19 protein-coding genes are annotated in these 15921 nt (G+C 56.0%); 9 read left to right on the top strand and 10 right to left on the bottom strand.

The genetic code is table 11. The features are described from left to right. Nucleotides 1-3 precede the first annotated feature (3 nt). Nucleotides 4-750, bottom strand: a complete 747-nt coding sequence (gene phbB / locus AABM55_RS09545) for an acetoacetyl-CoA reductase (RefSeq protein ID WP_347929405.1) — start codon at nt 748-750, stop codon at nt 4-6. A 271-nt stretch (nt 751-1021) separates the two neighbouring features. Between phbB and AABM55_RS09550 the strand changes: the two genes are divergently transcribed. Next, nucleotides 1022-2161, top strand: coding sequence for an AraC family transcriptional regulator (locus AABM55_RS09550; RefSeq protein ID WP_347929406.1), 1140 nt, complete (start codon nt 1022-1024; stop codon nt 2159-2161). Nucleotides 2162-2174: 13 nt separating this feature from the next. On the opposite strand, the gene AABM55_RS09555 is transcribed toward AABM55_RS09550, so the two are convergent. After that, nucleotides 2175-4493, bottom strand: coding sequence for a DUF3141 domain-containing protein (locus tag AABM55_RS09555; protein WP_347929407.1), 2319 nt, complete (start codon nt 4491-4493; stop codon nt 2175-2177). 251 nt (nt 4494-4744) lie between these two features. Between AABM55_RS09555 and phaP the strand changes: the two genes are divergently transcribed. Then, nucleotides 4745-5308, top strand: a complete 564-nt coding sequence (gene phaP / locus AABM55_RS09560) for a TIGR01841 family phasin (RefSeq protein WP_054593289.1) — start codon at nt 4745-4747, stop codon at nt 5306-5308. 35 nt (nt 5309-5343) lie between these two features. Here phaP and phaR read toward each other — a convergent pair whose 3' ends face one another. Then, a complete protein-coding gene (gene phaR, locus AABM55_RS09565) occupies nt 5344-5877 on the bottom strand; it encodes a polyhydroxyalkanoate synthesis repressor PhaR (RefSeq protein WP_347929408.1) in 534 nt (177 codons plus the stop codon). 541 nt (nt 5878-6418) lie between these two features. Between phaR and AABM55_RS09570 the strand changes: the two genes are divergently transcribed. Next, nucleotides 6419-7984 carry a PAS domain-containing methyl-accepting chemotaxis protein gene (locus tag AABM55_RS09570; protein ID WP_347929409.1) on the top strand — a complete coding sequence of 522 codons (1566 nt, stop codon included), beginning with the start codon at nt 6419-6421 and terminating at the stop codon, nt 7982-7984. 624 nt (nt 7985-8608) lie between these two features. Continuing rightward, nucleotides 8609-8791: a hypothetical protein gene (locus tag AABM55_RS09575; RefSeq protein WP_081013684.1), complete on the top strand. Its 183-nt coding sequence runs from the start codon at nt 8609-8611 to the stop codon at nt 8789-8791. 83 nt (nt 8792-8874) lie between these two features. Here AABM55_RS09575 and AABM55_RS09580 read toward each other — a convergent pair whose 3' ends face one another. Beyond that, complete coding sequence (locus AABM55_RS09580) at nt 8875-9261, bottom strand: hypothetical protein (protein WP_347929410.1); 387 nt, start codon at nt 9259-9261, stop codon at nt 8875-8877. Between the two features lie 230 nt (nt 9262-9491). Then, complete coding sequence (gene osmE, locus AABM55_RS09585; protein ID WP_347929411.1) at nt 9492-9854, bottom strand: osmotically-inducible lipoprotein OsmE; 363 nt, start codon at nt 9852-9854, stop codon at nt 9492-9494. A 309-nt stretch (nt 9855-10163) separates the two neighbouring features. Here osmE and AABM55_RS09590 point away from each other — a divergent pair, with 309 nt between their 5' ends. Continuing rightward, on the top strand, nt 10164-10499 hold the full coding sequence (locus AABM55_RS09590; RefSeq protein WP_347929412.1) for a hypothetical protein: 336 nt from the start codon (nt 10164-10166) through the stop codon (nt 10497-10499). Between the two features lie 150 nt (nt 10500-10649). Here the strand turns inward: AABM55_RS09590 and AABM55_RS09595 are convergent, their stop codons facing one another. Further along, nucleotides 10650-11228: a DUF4337 domain-containing protein gene (locus tag AABM55_RS09595; RefSeq protein WP_054593280.1), complete on the bottom strand. Its 579-nt coding sequence runs from the start codon at nt 11226-11228 to the stop codon at nt 10650-10652. A 66-nt stretch (nt 11229-11294) separates the two neighbouring features. After that, a complete protein-coding gene (locus tag AABM55_RS09600) occupies nt 11295-12200 on the bottom strand; it encodes a LysR family transcriptional regulator (protein WP_347929413.1) in 906 nt (301 codons plus the stop codon). 93 nt (nt 12201-12293) lie between these two features. On the opposite strand from AABM55_RS09600, the gene AABM55_RS09605 reads away from it, so the two are divergent. Continuing rightward, on the top strand, nt 12294-13283 hold the full coding sequence (locus AABM55_RS09605; protein ID WP_347929414.1) for an SDR family oxidoreductase: 990 nt from the start codon (nt 12294-12296) through the stop codon (nt 13281-13283). A gap of 33 nt (nt 13284-13316) precedes the next feature. Here AABM55_RS09605 and AABM55_RS09610 read toward each other — a convergent pair whose 3' ends face one another. After that, the gene (locus AABM55_RS09610) at nt 13317-13511 is read right to left on the bottom strand and encodes a hypothetical protein (RefSeq protein WP_054593277.1); all 195 of its coding nucleotides are present in this window, start codon (nt 13509-13511) and stop codon (nt 13317-13319) included. A 116-nt stretch (nt 13512-13627) separates the two neighbouring features. On the opposite strand from AABM55_RS09610, the gene AABM55_RS09615 reads away from it, so the two are divergent. From AABM55_RS09615 to AABM55_RS09625, 3 genes are all read left to right on the top strand, one after another. Continuing rightward, complete coding sequence (locus AABM55_RS09615) at nt 13628-13948, top strand: YbjQ family protein (RefSeq protein WP_054593276.1); 321 nt, start codon at nt 13628-13630, stop codon at nt 13946-13948. A gap of 189 nt (nt 13949-14137) precedes the next feature. Next, nucleotides 14138-14329, top strand: coding sequence for a hypothetical protein (locus tag AABM55_RS09620; RefSeq protein WP_054593275.1), 192 nt, complete (start codon nt 14138-14140; stop codon nt 14327-14329). A 367-nt stretch (nt 14330-14696) separates the two neighbouring features. Beyond that, on the top strand, nt 14697-15041 hold the full coding sequence (locus tag AABM55_RS09625; RefSeq protein WP_054593274.1) for a hypothetical protein: 345 nt from the start codon (nt 14697-14699) through the stop codon (nt 15039-15041). A 131-nt stretch (nt 15042-15172) separates the two neighbouring features. Here AABM55_RS09625 and AABM55_RS09630 read toward each other — a convergent pair whose 3' ends face one another. Continuing rightward, nucleotides 15173-15499, bottom strand: a complete 327-nt coding sequence (locus AABM55_RS09630) for a helix-turn-helix domain-containing protein (protein ID WP_054593273.1) — start codon at nt 15497-15499, stop codon at nt 15173-15175. Continuing rightward, nucleotides 15480-15734 (bottom strand): type II toxin-antitoxin system RelE/ParE family toxin, encoded by a 255-nt coding sequence (locus AABM55_RS09635; protein ID WP_103315387.1) that lies wholly within the window; start codon nt 15732-15734, stop codon nt 15480-15482. Before AABM55_RS09635 ends, AABM55_RS09630 begins: the two co-directional genes overlap by 20 nt. Between the last annotated feature and the right edge of the window lie 187 nt (nt 15735-15921).

A 15921-nucleotide genomic window follows, 5' to 3' on the forward strand; every position in this document is an offset into this window, starting at 1 on the left:
GGCTTACTGCATGTTCATGCCGCCGTTTACCGAGAAGTCGGCACCGGTGCTGTAGGCGGACTCATCGGAGGCCAGCCAGGCCACGATCGAGGCGATCTCTTCGGGTTGGCCAAGGCGACCCACCGGAATGCCGGCAATCATGCCGTCCAGAATGTCCTTGCGGATTGCCGCAGTCATGTCGGTCTGGATGTAGCCTGGGGAGACGGTGTTGACGGTCACGCCCTTGCCGGAAACTTCCCGGGCCAGTGCCATGGTGAAACCATGGATGCCAGCCTTGGCGGCCGAATAGTTGGTCTGACCGAACTGGCCACGCTGGCCGTTGATCGATGAGATGTTGATGATCCGCCCCCAACCCTTGGAGAGCATGCCTTCGATGACTTGCTTGGAGGTGTTGAACAAACTGTTCAGGTTGGTTCCGATCACCGCGTTCCAGTCTTCCGGGGTGAGCTTGCGGAAGGACGCGTCACGAGTAATGCCCGCATTGTTGACGAGTACGTCGATCGGCCCGAAGTGTTCGCGCACCATCTCAAAGGCCTTGCGGGTCGATTCCCAATCGGTGATATCGGTTTCGACGCATTCGAATTGATAGCCTGCTGCAAGCTGTGTTGCCATCCAGTCATCCTTGCGGCTGGAGTTGGCGCTGCAGCCGACAATGACTTTGAAGCCTTCCTTGTACAGACGTTGGCTGATGGCTGTACCAATGCCGCCCATACCACCTGTTACTACCGCAATACGACTACGCAACTCCATATTTCAACTTCCTTTTTTTTGCGCTGCAGGAGCGAAGATTGTTCGATATCAACGGTTCGTGCGGAAGTGTTGGTAGGTGACGTATTCGTGTCCATCGGTGCCACACAGGCGTTTTAGACGGCTTGCAAAAAATGAGGAGTACCTATACTGGGATCAATACTTGAAACGGAACGGATAATTAATATTCGTGAAACATGGCTGAAATATGTTCAGCGTAGGTCAATATCGGCTCCGGACAGGATGTTCGGTTCCACAGGTTATTGAGGGCGCTATGTATAGAATGAGTTCAGGTTATGCAGGCATGCTGGCGAATACGCTTTTGGCTCAAGGACTGGACGTTACCGGTCTGTGCCAGGAGGCGGGACTGGACGTCGAGTTCGTGAATAAACCTGGAGCATACTGCGAGCGAAGCGTTATCTATCGTCTTTGGGATCTGGCTGCTCAGGCCTCGGATGATCCGAACATCGGTTTGAAAGCCTACGGGAGTTTCCACCCCGGCGTTTTTCAGATCGTGGGCTACACGATGATGTCCAGTTCGAATCTGAAGAGGGCGCTCGAACGCCTGGTTCGTTTCAGCCCGTTGATAAGTACCGGATTCAGCCTTTTCTTTGTTCAGGAGCAGCAACATTTCCGTCTGGCCAGCCTCGATCATCAGCAACGTGGCTCGGTCAAACCCCGGCAATATACGGATGCAGGCCTGGCTTCGCTGCTGGGTTTCTGCCGCTGGCTGGCGGGTGGCAAGTCGCCGCAGCCGTTGAGTGTAGAGTTCGCTTATCCCGAGCCTGAAGATACGTCGGAGCATCAGCGGCTTTTTGGCTGCCCGCTGCGTTTCGGGGCGGCTTATGACAGCATCCTGTTCGATGGCGAGGAGCTTCTGAGTCCTTTGAGTATGGCCAACGAGGCGCTCGCCGTACTCCATGACAGTTTTGCCGAGGCTCAACTGGACCAGTTGTCCGGCTGCTCTATTGTTGGCAGGATTCGCGCGCTGATTATCGAGCGCTTGAGCCAGGGGCAGGGCCAAGGGCAATGTGATATGGAATCGATTGCGGCGGCACTGAACGTCAGCAAACGAACGCTTCAGCGAGGCCTTGAGAAGGATGGCACGCAATTCAAGGATGTCCTGAACGATGTGCGCCGGCAGTTGGCCGACTTCTATTTGCGCCATTCTCGTCTCAACATGAAGCATGTGACGTATCTGCTCGGCTTTCATGATCACAGCAGCTTCCATAAGGCATGCACCCGTTGGTTCGGCATGCCCCCCGGTCAGTATCGAACCGATGAGTCGTTGTTTGCGCTCGAGAAAGTCGAGGCCGTGCCGGTGCCGGTCCGAGCCATGAACTCTGTCGGTCTGCGCAGAGACCATAAAATTGCAGGCTTCGCCAGCGCCTACGCCGAACGGATACACCGCTAATCCCTATGGCGGGTCATTGAGGCTTTGGACCTTTTGTTGCTTTGCGCTTTGGGGCTTTAACGACGATGGCGGGAGCGGGTAGGGGGACTTCGAGCAGCGTGTGCAGTTCACGCCAGAATTCGCCTTCGGTTCCCGCAGTCGAGAGCAACTCAGGCATTAATTGCCCAACGGCTGTCAGTACCTGTTGGCGTTCCTTGGCCTCGGTTAGCAACAAGGGCAGGCTGCGCAAGCTTTCTTGCGGGTGGGCAAAAACCAGCAGGTTCTGCAATCGGATGGCTTCGCGCAGGGCTGTGGGCTCAGTGCTGTAGTCCTGGACCAGCAAGTGCACCTGCTGGATCAGTTTCTCTATGCTTTCCTTGCCTGCCTTGTCGCTGTCGCGGCCCAGCAAAAACAGAATCCGCACCAACGCTTCCAGGGGGCCGCCATGGGGCAGCGCATCCTGCAGGCGTTCGATCAGGGCCTGGTCCTGCTGGTCGGCATGTGCCTGGAGATTTCGCACCGGACTGTTTCCGGTGAGGGCACCCAGTGCGCCGTAGATACCGTAAAAACACAGCTCCTGAGTGGCGTCACGCACATCGCGATAAGCATTCAGGGCGTCTTGTATCTGGTTGGAGAACAGCTCCTGCCACGCCAGCAGCGGGTTGTCCTGGCGTGCGGGACGACGATCGCTGCTCACTTGGGAGGCGGCCCCGGCTAACCACCACAGCGCCGGATTCAGGCTGCTCCATAGTAATTGCTGCTGATGGAAGGGGTGCGTCCTGCGTATCAGTTCGGCAATGGGCTCGTTGACGACCTGACGCAGCCACGGGCGTATGAACCCGTCGTAAAACTCGCTGTTGATTTCAGAGGCATGCTCCACCAGAGAGAATTCGCGATCGTCATCACGGGCTGGCTCGACGTCATTATGGATATCAGCGATTCGCCTTGATTCGAAACTCACGCTGTATTGCACGTCACCGCTGCCTGAGGGGGCCGGCAGATCGTCGATCAGCATTTCGTATAGCCCTGCCGGCAGCGCGTTGATGGCTTCGACCGCACCGAGCAATCCACGGTGTTCACGTCGAGCCACCTTACCGGAAACAAAGATGCCCAAATGGCCGATGCTGGCGTGTCGCAGGTAGACGATGGTACGTCCTGCATCATGCAAGGCGAGATCGCTGGGATAGACATCGGCGATCCAGTTCAACGCTTGCTGGGGAGGGGTGATGTTGTCGCCGTAGGAGCAGAACACCACCACCGGTACTTCGATCCGTTTCAGGTCAATACCGGAGCTCTTGCGGCCAAGGCCGCCGGACAATTGGTTGCCGATGAAAAGGTCATCGACAATCATCTCGATCTCTTCGCCGTTGAGCAGGGTCGGGCTGCCCCACCAGCGTTCGAAGTCGAGAAAGCGCGCAGCCTCACTGTCGATCTGGCTGAACAACTGGTAGTACTTGCCCCAATAGGTGTTGGCCGGGTCCAGGTTTTCGAAATTGCTGACCAGCCAGGTGCCGTCGAAACGGTTATTGCCCAAGTCGCTGCCCAGGCGAGCCATCCAGCCACCACCCAGCAGGCCACCGGTGTAACGCATCGGATTGCGTCCATTGACACCGGCCCAGTACGACAAGGGGGCACCATTGATAATGATCAATCCCGGCAGTTCCGGCCGTGTTGCCGCCAATCCCATTAAGGCCCAGCCGGCCTGGCAGTTGCCGATAATGATCGGCTTGCTGTTGGTTGGGTGAAGGGCGCTGACGACCTCGATGAACCGGGCCTGGGCTTCGACGATATCGGCCAGGGTTTGCCCAGGCTGTGGTGAGTGGCTGAAAGAGATGAAATAAGTGGGGTGGCCGGCTCTGAGGCTTTCGCCTAATACCGAATCCTGTTTGAAGCCACCGATTCCCGAGCCATGGCCGCCGCGTGGGTCAATGATGATCACCGGCTGGCCATTGCTGTCGATTTTTTGCTCGGGACCCAGGAGGATTCGCAGCAGTGAATAGTTGACCGGGCGCGGGAGGTCGGCGCCTGCGATCAGGGTTTCATGATCGAACTTGAGCAGCAGCGGATACCCGGCGCGTTCATGGGCCAGCGTATTGTCGCCGCGCTGGCGCAGGGTGTCCCAGAACAGCAGGCAGCGTTGGCCAAGGTCGCTGACATATTCCTGCCATTCAGCGGGCGTAGGTTGTCTGAGTTGACCCTGCTTCAGCGGCGCGAAGGTTTTTTCCTGACGCTGGCGCAAAGCATCAAGGATGTTCAGCGTATTGAGGCGCTGCAGATGGCTCAGGTGTTCGAACAGGCCGCGTTGAGAGAAGGGTTTTTTATATTGCGATGCAATAATATCTTCCTGGCCCATGGTGATCTCCTGAGGTTATGCATGCGAAGCAGCGGCCTGCGGCTCATTGATGAATGAGACTCAGGCTGTCCGCTTGATGTCAGGAGTCTATAGCGAATATCAGCCGTGGTGGAAAAACTTTTGTGCACTGCACAAAAAACCATTGCCAAAAAAAATTGTGCGCTGCAATATTAAATCTAGCGCGATGACCGGCAGGATCGCTATCGCGTCCTCAGGCCTATGCCGGCCTTTCAGAATCAGGAGATTCAAGCATGTCTTTTTTCAACTCGGAAAAATTGCAAGACGCTCAGAAAGCCAACCTAGACCTCCTGCAGCAAATCAGCGGCAAAATCTTCTCCAGTGTTGAACAGCTCAGCCAATTGCAGTTCAAGACGCTGCAGGCCTCCACCGAGGAGCAGTTCGAGGTCTTTCGCAAGCTGCTGGCAGTCCGTGATCCACAAGGGTTCGCTGAGCTCCAGGCTTCTTTCACCCAGCCAAATGTGCAAGCCGAACGCCTGGCTGAGTTCAATCGCCAAGTGCAAGCGTTGATTGTCGGCACTCACTCGGAAATCACCAAGCTGGCCTCGCGTCAGGTCGAGGCGGGCACCCAGCAGGTGCAAGAGTTCGTTGACGTGATCAGCAAGAATGCACCGGCTGGCTCCGAGCCTGTTGTGGCCGCATTCAAGTCGTCGCTGGCGAATGCCGGTACCGTTTTTGAAAGCGCACAGAAAGCCGTAAAACAGGCTGCTGACGTTGCCCAGAGCGGTTTTGAGGCAGCGACCGCAGCAGCCGGCAAAGCCGCTCCAGGTGCCAAGGCCACAAGCGGCAGCAAGTAAGTCACATTAGAGCGGTTGAACGGATGGCGATGGGTTTACTCCCCATCGCCATTTTTTTTCGTCCCGCCACCGGCACCCGGCTTGCCTGGTGGCATGCCGCCGAACAGGCCGAAGAGGTTCTGAGTGTTCAGGTAGAGGGCTTTCGACTGGTCGACATACTGGCGCATCAAATCCTGCATGACCGGTGCTTGCTGGTGCATGAACTCACTCCAGGCTTCAGAGGACTGAGCTCCGGTCTGGGACTGGATGTCGATGACCGTCTGGATGCTTTTATCCAGGTAGCTGCCGAGGACACTCTGGTAGGGACCGTAGAACTGGATAATCCCCATGAGCATCTCACTGGAGAATATCGGCTCACCGCCACTTTCGGCTTCCAGAATGACCTGCAGCAAAATACTTCGGGTCAGATCCTCGCCGGTCTTGGCGTCGACCACCTCGAACGGGATTTTATCGACGACCAATTGGCGTATATCCGCAAGGGTCAAATGACTGCTGGTGTGCGTGTCATATAGACGGCGATTCGGGTACTTCTTGATCAGACGGGTGGTGTTCCGACTGTTATCTGTCATGCGGGGCTACTCATGGCGAGCCTGATTTACAGGCATCTTATCCTACTCTGACCACTGCCACTCCAATGCGTCGCCCCCACGCGGCCCGCACTGGGTGTTCAGAGTAAGGACTTGTTTCATCTTTTGAGTGCGATCCACGCTACGGGCCTTTTGCTTGTGCTTTTTTTTGCAGGCGTTAACCGAAGAGGCCTACCGCTCGATCGTCTTGCTCCAACGCGCATTCCATTCCGGCCGCCGTTGGTTGACCGGATCCCAATCGATAGAGATGGCCTTCGCAAATATTCGGTGGGCAGGGCTGAAATCTCATTCCGCGTTGTTAGAGATGATGCGAACTTTCAGGTCGTCCATGACAGTCTCCTGCCTGTTTGAAACGCTATTTATCCAGGGTATTCAGCGAGATAGCGATAAGCTGTCTTGGATCCAATTTAATCGAATTGGTATAATGCAACTCATTGTTATTAAAGGGTTTTTTTGAAAGTCCAGCTAACCTTTTCCTGATGCCTGCCGATGGCACTATTACAGGACACAGGGAGCAGTAGGAATGAGAAACAACCAACCCGTTACGCAACGTGAAATCGCGCTTGCACCTCAACAAAAACTGATCTCGACAACCGATGTCCGAGGCGTCATCACTTACTGCAATGACGCCTTCGTCGAGATCAGTGGTTTCGACCGAGCCGATCTGATTGGCGCCCCTCAAAACATCGTTCGCCATCCTGATGTGCCACCCGCGGTTTTTGCCCATATGTGGGGCGCTCTCAAGCAAGGCAATCCCTGGATGGGGATCGTCAAGAACCGCTCCAGGAATGGCGATCACTACTGGGTCAACGCTTACGTCACACCGATTTTTGAAGGCAGCCAAGTGGTTGGTTTTGAGTCGGTCCGGGTCAAACCTACCGCCGAACAGATCCGCCGCGCCGAAGCCCTCTACAAGCGCATCAGTCAGGGAAAGCCGGCCATTCCCACTCGAGACAAGTGGCAACCTGTCCTCCAGGATTGCCTGCCGTATCTGGTTATGGGGCTGGTGGGCACTTTGGGGGGGATGTTCCTCGATTCCACGCTGGCTTTTGTCGTCGCGGCAGGCGTCTCGGTTCCATTCGGCCTGATGACGTCCCGCTGGCAACAGCGAGGCACTCTGCGTCTGTTGCAGATGGCTGAACCTTCCACGTCCGATCAACTCATCGCACAGATGTACAGCGATGAGCGGGGGCCTCAAGCACGATTGGAAACGGCTTTTGTCAGTCAGGACGCGCGCCTGAAGACCTGCCTGACGCGCCTTCAAGACACTGCAGAGCAACTCAGCGGGCTTGCCGGAAGATCCAACGTTCTGGCGTCCGATAGCTCGCAAGGTCTTGATCGACAGCGTGTCGAAACCGAGCAAGTGTCCGCCGCGGTCAATCAAATGGCGGCGACCACGCAGGACGTTGCTAGCCATGTCCAGCGCACCGCTGACGCCACCCAGGAGGCTAACCAGCTGACCGGGCGCGGACGCGATGTGGCCAGAGACACCCGAGAAGCCATCGAGCGTCTTTCTGCCGTGGTCGGTGAAACCGGGCAAACGGTGGCGCAGTTGGCCAAGGACAGCAATGAAATCGGAACAGTCGTCGACGTGATCAAGGGCATTGCCGATCAAACGAACCTGCTGGCCCTGAATGCCGCGATCGAAGCGGCACGTGCTGGCGATATGGGTCGAGGCTTCGCCGTGGTGGCTGACGAGGTTCGTCAGTTGGCGCAGCGCACGTCCGAGTCGACGACACAGATCCATGGCCTGATCACCAAGCTCCAGACGTCCTCCAATAACGCTGTGCAGACCATGGAAAGTGGTCATCGTCAGGCCGAAGAGGGCGTGGCGTGGGTACTTGAAGCAGACAAGGCGTTGGTGGGTATCAGCGAAGCCGTAGCCAATATCACCGACATGACCACTCAGATTGCGGCCGCTACCGAAGAGCAAACTGCCGTTGCCGAGGAAATCAGCCGCAATATCAGCACCATTGCGCACCTGGCAGATCAGACTTCAGAGCAAGCCCATCACTCGGCAGAGCTCAGCAACGAGCTGACTAAAACGGCGGCCACTCAGTACTCACTGGTCGAGCGGTTCAATCGATAGCCTGCCTCTCTTTGCGTATGGCAACAGTGCCGCGGGGTTGGTCTGGCACAAGGCGTACAGGGAAGGTGCGTTTGGATAGCACCGTGGGGTGAACGAAAGGGGAGGGCTTACGAGTCTTCCCCTTTTGTTTGTTAAATAAATCCTCACCTTCTTTTACGATCAAAACGAGCTCGTTGAGCGATTAACCGAAGTGGAACAACATGAGTGCCGTTAAGGCCGGCAAAAGCAGCCCATTGGCTAATGTCGGTCAGTCGGGAGACTCAGGGCACGATGCTGATGCTTGACCTGTAGCAGCAGGCTTCGCCAGCTGCGGTGCGTGATACGGCTTAACTGATTGGCAACAACACTATGGTCCTCGATTCCGAAGCCCAGCCTAGCGCTGGGCTTTTTCATTAGGCCATTACGGGGGGACTTCCGAAATTGCTGTAGGGCAAATGATGGAGGTGTGGGAAGTAACGCTGAAAAGCCGGGTGCTTGAGCGCTTCCATGGGTTTGAGCGCTTCACACGAAACCCGTCCGGAAGGGGTATTCATTTCACATCATCAGGGTAGAAAATGAATCAAAGCGCAGCGTACCCGACGCAATCCGCCACCCGAAAGGACGAACGTTATGCAGGAGCTGACAATGCAACAGGCCGAACTGGAAAAGGTTCACGTGGAAATCGTCAAGCTGATGGCTGAGCAGCGCAAGCTGAACGCCGAGGCCGGCAAGATGACCCGTGAAACTTTCTGGTATCCGGTTGCCGTTGCGACTGGCCTGATCGGCACGGTGGCTGCGGTCACTGCGGTGTTGATCAAGCTTCTCTAAAAGCCCCTTGCCGGTTTCCCGGCAAGAGGCAGGGCTTTCACCGGCTCATTCGCCTTTGATGATCAGGCTGCCGTCGGCCATTGTCACCTCTCCTCTTGGTCGATTCCCGAGATGGGGTGCGAGCATCCCGCTTCCAGATGTCGATAGGTGTCGATATCTGTCAGGCAGAGCATTTTCCTGCCATCCCTGAGCTCAATCCAGAACGTCACGTCTGCATCAGCCCGGGCCATGGCGGTGTCTGTCACGGACCAGGTGGGGGCAATAGCCATCGCAGCGGCCAAGCCCATTCCGGCACAGCGTTGTGTCAGTGCGATCGGAGTTTGGTTTATGACGTTAATGTGTTTGATATCGGTAACCGGGACACTGATACCTGGCCACGGATAGAGTGCTGTCTCGATACTGACAACACCGGAGTCGTACGCCCCCACTCCATGAAGAAAATCACCAGCTAGAACTTTTATTTTAGCCATGTGGAAATCCTCCCGACATCTGTTGCATCAGGGGCTATTGATGTTTTGTGATGACCGCGACGCTGCCCATTTGATGCAGGGCATCGCAACCCGGTTCGCCACCAAACGTCAACACATCCAGAATATTCCACGCCCCAAAAAGGGGCGCGTCAACGACTCTGCGACGAAATACTGTTGAACTGATGTCGGAGAGGGAGATAGAAGTCCGTGAGGGCAAGGGCTGTCATCGGCTAATAACCGCCACCACCCATCCCACCCATACTGCCGGATGGTTCTCTGGCCTTTTGTTGCACGTGACTCCATTCCGCGCACGTCATAAAACTCTTATGGTCGACTTTGCCTCGAGCATCGAAACTGACATTGAACGTGTGCTTTTGGCCGGCTTGCGTGAGCATGTAGTCAAAACAGGTGCCGGGCTCGACGGTGCGATCACTGATTGATAAGGGTTTGCCGCCGATTTGCTGGACTTGATCCTTGCTCATGCCCATTTCTACCTTTGCGACCAGCGGTTGCTCTCGATAGACCGATGTCTCGGAGCTGCATCCAGCCACCGCGGACAGCACGACGACCAGTGCGAATAGATGGGTGTTCATGACTGGGCTCCCGAAAGTGAGTGTCGTGAAAAAACTCTTGGGTGCATCAATAAAAGTAAAGTCGAGTTCGGTGGTGTACGCCAAATATCCTCAAGGCTGGGGCATTGGCGTGCAAGGGAAGGGCAGATAACAGGAAACCCACGCGTGGCGGGGTTTGCGACAAGAAGCAGAGCGACTTTCAGAAACGCGCGAAAGCGTTCCTTTTCGATAGGTTTGTTCTCAATACTGCAACAGTACGTTCCCTTAATTACGCTGGATGTCTACCCGGCCACACGTTACATTTGCCACATTTTATTGCAGAGAACAATTATGCGAGTTTTGATAGGTGCGCTTGCTGTTGCAGCGTTGGCTGGGTGCTCTTTGCCGGCTTCCTTGGTGCCGGGTGAGCCAAATGTCAGCGAGATCACTGCCAAGGTTCCCAAGGATTACGCCCAGTGCGTTCTGCCGGCCTGGCAGCGCGAGATTCCTAAAACCACCCAGACCTCGATTTCAAACGGCTACCGGATTACTGCGCCGAGCGTTGTGACGGCCGATGAGACGCTGGATATCGTGAAGTACAAGAATGGGAGCCGCGTATCGCTGTATCAAGGCCCGCCGTGGGCCAAATCCCGCGCTCTGATGAAGTCGGTGCACGACTGTTTGTAATTCCTGCCTGATGAATTGACGTTGGAATGATGCCGGATGCGCGCACTGCTGCTTTGGCCGTCTGTTCTGGTCACGAATGTTTATTGATTGCCTGCTTGCCAAAAAGCCGGGTCGAAGGGGGATGACCTGATGTCGTCCCCCTCAATAAACTCATAGATGCAACCACGCCAGCGAACCCAGCACGACGCTAATGCCAGCGGCACTGTACGCGACCCGTTTCAGCCACTCCTTACGCGTCAACAAAGTGATCGCTGCCAGCGAAATGGCAATCTGAATCGCCGTCATTGCCTGTGCCCAACGGTGATGCTGATGCAATACCAATTCTGATTTTTCATCCCACTCGCGAGCTTCTGCTTCGAGGGCTTCCGCTTTCTTGCGCACTTCTTCTTTTTCGGTTTTGTAGCGTTGCGCTTCGGCGGTGTAGTGCGCGGCATCGAGGCCGGGGATGTGAATCGCCAGTTCAGAGAGGTTTTGTCGGCTGGATTTCGCCTGGTAGTAATTCCATTCGTTGGAGGCTTCGGTTTTTTTGATGGCGGCGTTGTTCTTGTCCATGGCCGCTTCGCTTTCCGTGGAGCCCGCCTGGTAGCTGAGCATGGCACCGATGGTTGCCATGATCGCCGTCATCACCGCTATCTTGCTGGCGAAACTGTCCCCTCGGGCCTGGGCGTGTTCGGTCGCGTGTTCCAGATGCTTTTCGTGGGGGCTGGGGACTTCGAAGTCTTCAGTCATGGCTGTGAGTCTGCAGGAGTGAATAGGTATCAAATTGTAACTGGAGTGGATGTCTAAGGCGCTATCTCAATCATCCTGCCCATCCGGACTTGCATACCGCTGCAACCCTTCAACCAGCGCGTCGAAGGTCGCGCGGCATCGCGGGCTATTGCGCAAGTCTTCATGCATGGTGACCCAGGTGTCCAATCCCAGCGAAAACGTCGTCGACAGCACGCGTTGCAATGCTGCATCACGCTTGGCCAGCGGAACCTGGCAGAAGCCGATACCGGCCCCCGCGCGTATCAATGCCAGCTGCGCCAGATCGCTGTCGCTGCTCAGTGAGAAGAGCTGGCGGTCAATGCCTTTGATGGACTTGGTGATATTGCGGATAAAGGCGTTCGGCTGGTCGTAGCCGATGATCGAATGGCCGGCCAGTTCGTTGAGGTCGCGCGGCATGCCATGTTGGTTCAAGTACTCGGCACGCGCATGTAGCCCAAGTTCGATTTTACCGATCCGACGTGCCACCAGCTGCTCTTGGCGGGGGCGCATCATGCGCACGGCGATGTCGGCTTCGAGCTGCAAGAGATCGACCACGCGGTTAGTCAGTACGAGTTCTACTTTTAACGCCGGGTGTTGTTGGCGAAGCCGGGTGATGATGGGTGGCAATACTTCGACGCCAATCACGTCGCTGGCTGAAATACGGACAATCCCGTGTACAGCCGCGCCTTGACTTGAGGCGGCTCGCTCAATCGAGGCCGCTGTACTTTCCATGGTTTGTGCGTGGGCGCGCAGGGTCAGTGCCACTTCGGTGGGCATCAGCCCTGTTTGTGATCGTGTAAACAAAACGACATCCAGCGCTTTTTCGAGCGCGGCGATGTGCCGGCCGACCGTTGGCTGTGTGATGCCGAGCAAGCGCGCCGCGCCCGACAGCGATCCTTCATTGAGTACGCCCAGGAAGGATCGATAGAGCTCCCAACCAATATTCGATGCCATGCATAAATGTATAGCGTCCCGCTGATCTTCTGCAATTTATCTATAGCGCCCATTCGCTCAGTATCAGCCCTCTATAACCTTGAGGTGTCGGGCATGAACAGCAATAAAGTGCTGGTACTGGGAGCGACAGGAGGGATTGGCGGGGAAGTGGCGCGTCAATTGAAAGACGCCGGTTGGGAGGTGTGCGCACTAACACGTCATCTCGAAAAAGCTGTCGATCAACAAGTGGACATCACGTGGTTACTCGCTGATGCGCTGAATCGGCAGGAGGTTATCGAGGCCGCGAAGGGCTGCTCGGTGATTGTGCATGCGGTCAATCCGCCGGGCTATCGTCGATGGCCGGAGCTGGTGTTGCCGATGCTCGACAACACCATCGCTGCGGCCGTGGTCGAGGGTGCAACCATTGTGCTGCCCGGTACGGTTTATAACTTTGGCCCTGATGCTTTTCCGGTATTGCATGAAGACTCACCACAGCAGCCGCTTACCCGAAAAGGCGCTATTCGGGTGGAGATGGAGCAGCGCTTGCGCAAGGCTGCTGACAAGGGGGCTCGTGCGTTGATCGTTCGCGCCGGAGATTTTTTCGGGCCGCGAGCCGGTAACAACTGGTTTTCCATGGGCTTGATCAAGCCGGGGAGACCCGTCAACGCAGTGAGTTATCCAGGTGAGCAGGGCGTTGCTCACCAGTGGGCCTATCTGCCTGACGTTGCGCGGAGCATGGTCGAGTTGCTGGAGCGGCGCACCACACTCCAAGCCTTCGAAAGATTTCATATGGCTGGTCATCTGGATACCGACGGTACCCGAATGAGCCGTGCTATCCAGCGTGTTGTTTATCGGCACGCGGGCATGGAGCCGCGAGTGACAGCGTTCCCGTGGTGGTTGCTGACACTGGCTTCGCCTTTTGTCGTGACCTTCCGTGAAATGCTGGAAATGCGTTATTTATGGCGCACGCCAGTGCAGATGGACAATGCGCGATTGATCGAGGTGCTGGGGCGCGAGCCGCATACGCCGTTGGATGAAGCTGTCGAAGCGGCGTTGCTGGGCATGGGGTGTATCCGTCGAGACGGCTTGGCGACTTTTTCCTGATGCAAGAACACTAACAGGTGTCTTCATTGGCGGTCACTGACCGACTTGAGTTTCGCAGACAAAGTAATTGCTCTTTCGATTCTTGGCGGTGAGATCGATCGTCAGCTTTTTGGCTGCGGCCATGCATTGTTTGTAAGCATCAGCGTGTACCCAGTGTTCCACGGGTATCACCTGGCAGTCAGTGCGGGAGGCGTCAGTGCATAGGTACAGCAGCAAAAATACCGTCATACGACCTCCTGTGCACCCAACATCAAAACCGCGGGATGAACTTAGTCCTTAGTATGTATGTCTCTCCAGCTTCAGCCAGCAGCATGGCTGACACTCAGTCAATAAAGGAATGCCACGTGATCATAACCACCACCCAATCCATCGAAGGTCGTCAGATCGCAGCCTACCTGGACATTGTCAGCGCCGAATCCGTGCAGGGCATCAACGTTGTGCGGGATATGTTCGCCGGAATGCGGGATTTCTTCGGCGGGCGTTCCCAGACGTTGGAAAGGGCGTTGAAGGAGGCGCGAGCCCAGGCAACGGATGAGCTCAAGGAGCGTGCGCAGAGTCTTCGGGCGGATGCGGTGGTCGGGGTGGACTTCGAGATCAGTATGCCCTCGGGCAGGGGCAGCATGCTGGTGGTGTTTGTGACCGGAACGGCGGTGACGCTCAAATAGGCTGATTGACGTTTTATCTGTCAGAAACAGGTAGAGGAAGTCAGAGGCTTTTCCTGGCCGTTCGTCGGGTGTTGCGCATTTGAATCATTGGTCTGGGAATGACCGGCTAGTCTCAGAAACCTTGGAGGTCGGTATTTTTTTAGGCAATCAATTGCTTGCCGGTATCGATCTGTCTGGAGGGACTGATAGATGAGCATTCCTTACATTGAAGATGATGGCGCTGAGTATCCGGTCAACAATTGTGTGCAATGTGGCCAGACGGATTATGTGGCGGGGTTTGGTGAAACACCGACCAAACCGGGCAAGGCCAGGCTGCCTGCGGTGACAAAAAACACCGCAAAGCCGTTTATGCCCAAGGTCTCCGTGCCTGTACGCAAGTAATTGAAAATTAGACTGACCCCGCCATTGAGCGGGTTTTTTTTGTGAGTGGTGTCTGAGCGTGTGGAGTGGTGCAGGAGGTTAGTGGGAGCTTGTGACGTGTCATGCGCGGTATCAACATTATTGATTTTCGGGCGTTTCTTTCACGCTTCTTTCACAAGCATATCCGTAGGCTCAACTCATCCGTTAAAAAGCAATTCCATTAGCCCGTCTCCCCAGCGGGCTTTTTTTTTGCCTGCGATAAAACTCTTTGCGTATAAACTGTCCAACCCTCGCGCTCATGAGGGTTGGGCCGGTTCTTTGACTGAACCGACGGCCTTTTTAAGCATCCGGTTTTTTACTAATCAGTACCCTTTTTGAGGTTCATGTCATGCGTTTAACTTTGCCTGCTCTGGTTCTGGGTCTTCTGGTCGCTCAAGGCGCAATGGCCGGTGATGGTAGCGCAGCGCTCGGCGGCGGCCTGGGTGGTGCGCTGGGTAATGTGGTCGGTCAGAAGCTCGGTGGCAGCACCGGCGCGGCGATCGGTGCAGGCGTTGCAGGCGCGGCAGGCAGTGCTGCCGGCGCGAAAAAGGGCCATCGCGCTAAAGCAGCAATCGGCGGTGGTGTAGGCGCAGCGGGTGGTTCGGTCATCGGCAACTCGCTGGGCGGCAAGACCGGTTCCGCCATTGGTGCTGGCCTTGGTGGCGCAGCCGGCGGCGCGCTCATGGGCAAGTAAGCGCACTGGTTCCAGCGATACGATTTGAAAAAGCCCGGCTGATTGCCGGGCTTTTTCGTTTTGGGTGACTCGACCCCTGGCACCCCATGCTAGTGCGCTACCTGAATCCAGAGCCTGCAATGACCCGGACTTCACAACTCCAGCTGATCAGCCCTGATCCCGAACGCCATGGCGATCTTTTCCCGAGTGGCGCGGCGCGGTTTGTTCACCGCCTCCTGCTGGGCGAACGCAGGTTGTGAAATTCCCATCCGCTTTGCGACTTCTTCCTGCGTCAGGTTCAAGTGTTCACGCCAGGCGCGGATTGGGGTGGCGCCGTCGACAATACGACTGACCACCTGATGAGGAATCAGCTCGGTGTCGCCGTGTTGAGCGACATATTGCTGGTAGGGGATGACCACAAAGGCTGGCTCACCGTCCGGGCCGTTGATGATTTGTATGTCAGTAGGTGCGTTCGTCACGTTTTTTGACCTCTTGAATGCTGACCACCTGGACCGAGCCGTCCCAGTCAAACAGAACCCGGTAGTTACCGACTCTCAGGCGATACCCGCAATTGTGCAGGGCCAGCGCCTTGACGTTGATTGCGTCGGGCATGCGCTCCAACTGCGTTACGGCATCGCGGATTTGCACCCGGTGCTCCGTGTGTACCCTGAGCAGTTGCTTTACGGCTTTGCGGGTCCAGTAGATTTCGTTCATGAGAGCTTAATAAGTCTTCCATAAGTTGTGCAATGATTTTCTTATATTTCTATAAGTGACAGTGCGGCGCTTTCCCTGCGCTCACTACACACCCTAGGCCGTGATCTGAGGGGGAGGTGCGGCAAACAGTTGCCGCATGTGAGCCGCGCTCGTTATGCTGCTGTGCCCTTTGGTCGATCCTTTTTTC

It is taken from the genome of Pseudomonas helvetica (genome assembly GCF_039908645.1).
Classification (GTDB): domain Bacteria; phylum Pseudomonadota; class Gammaproteobacteria; order Pseudomonadales; family Pseudomonadaceae; genus Aquipseudomonas; species Aquipseudomonas helvetica.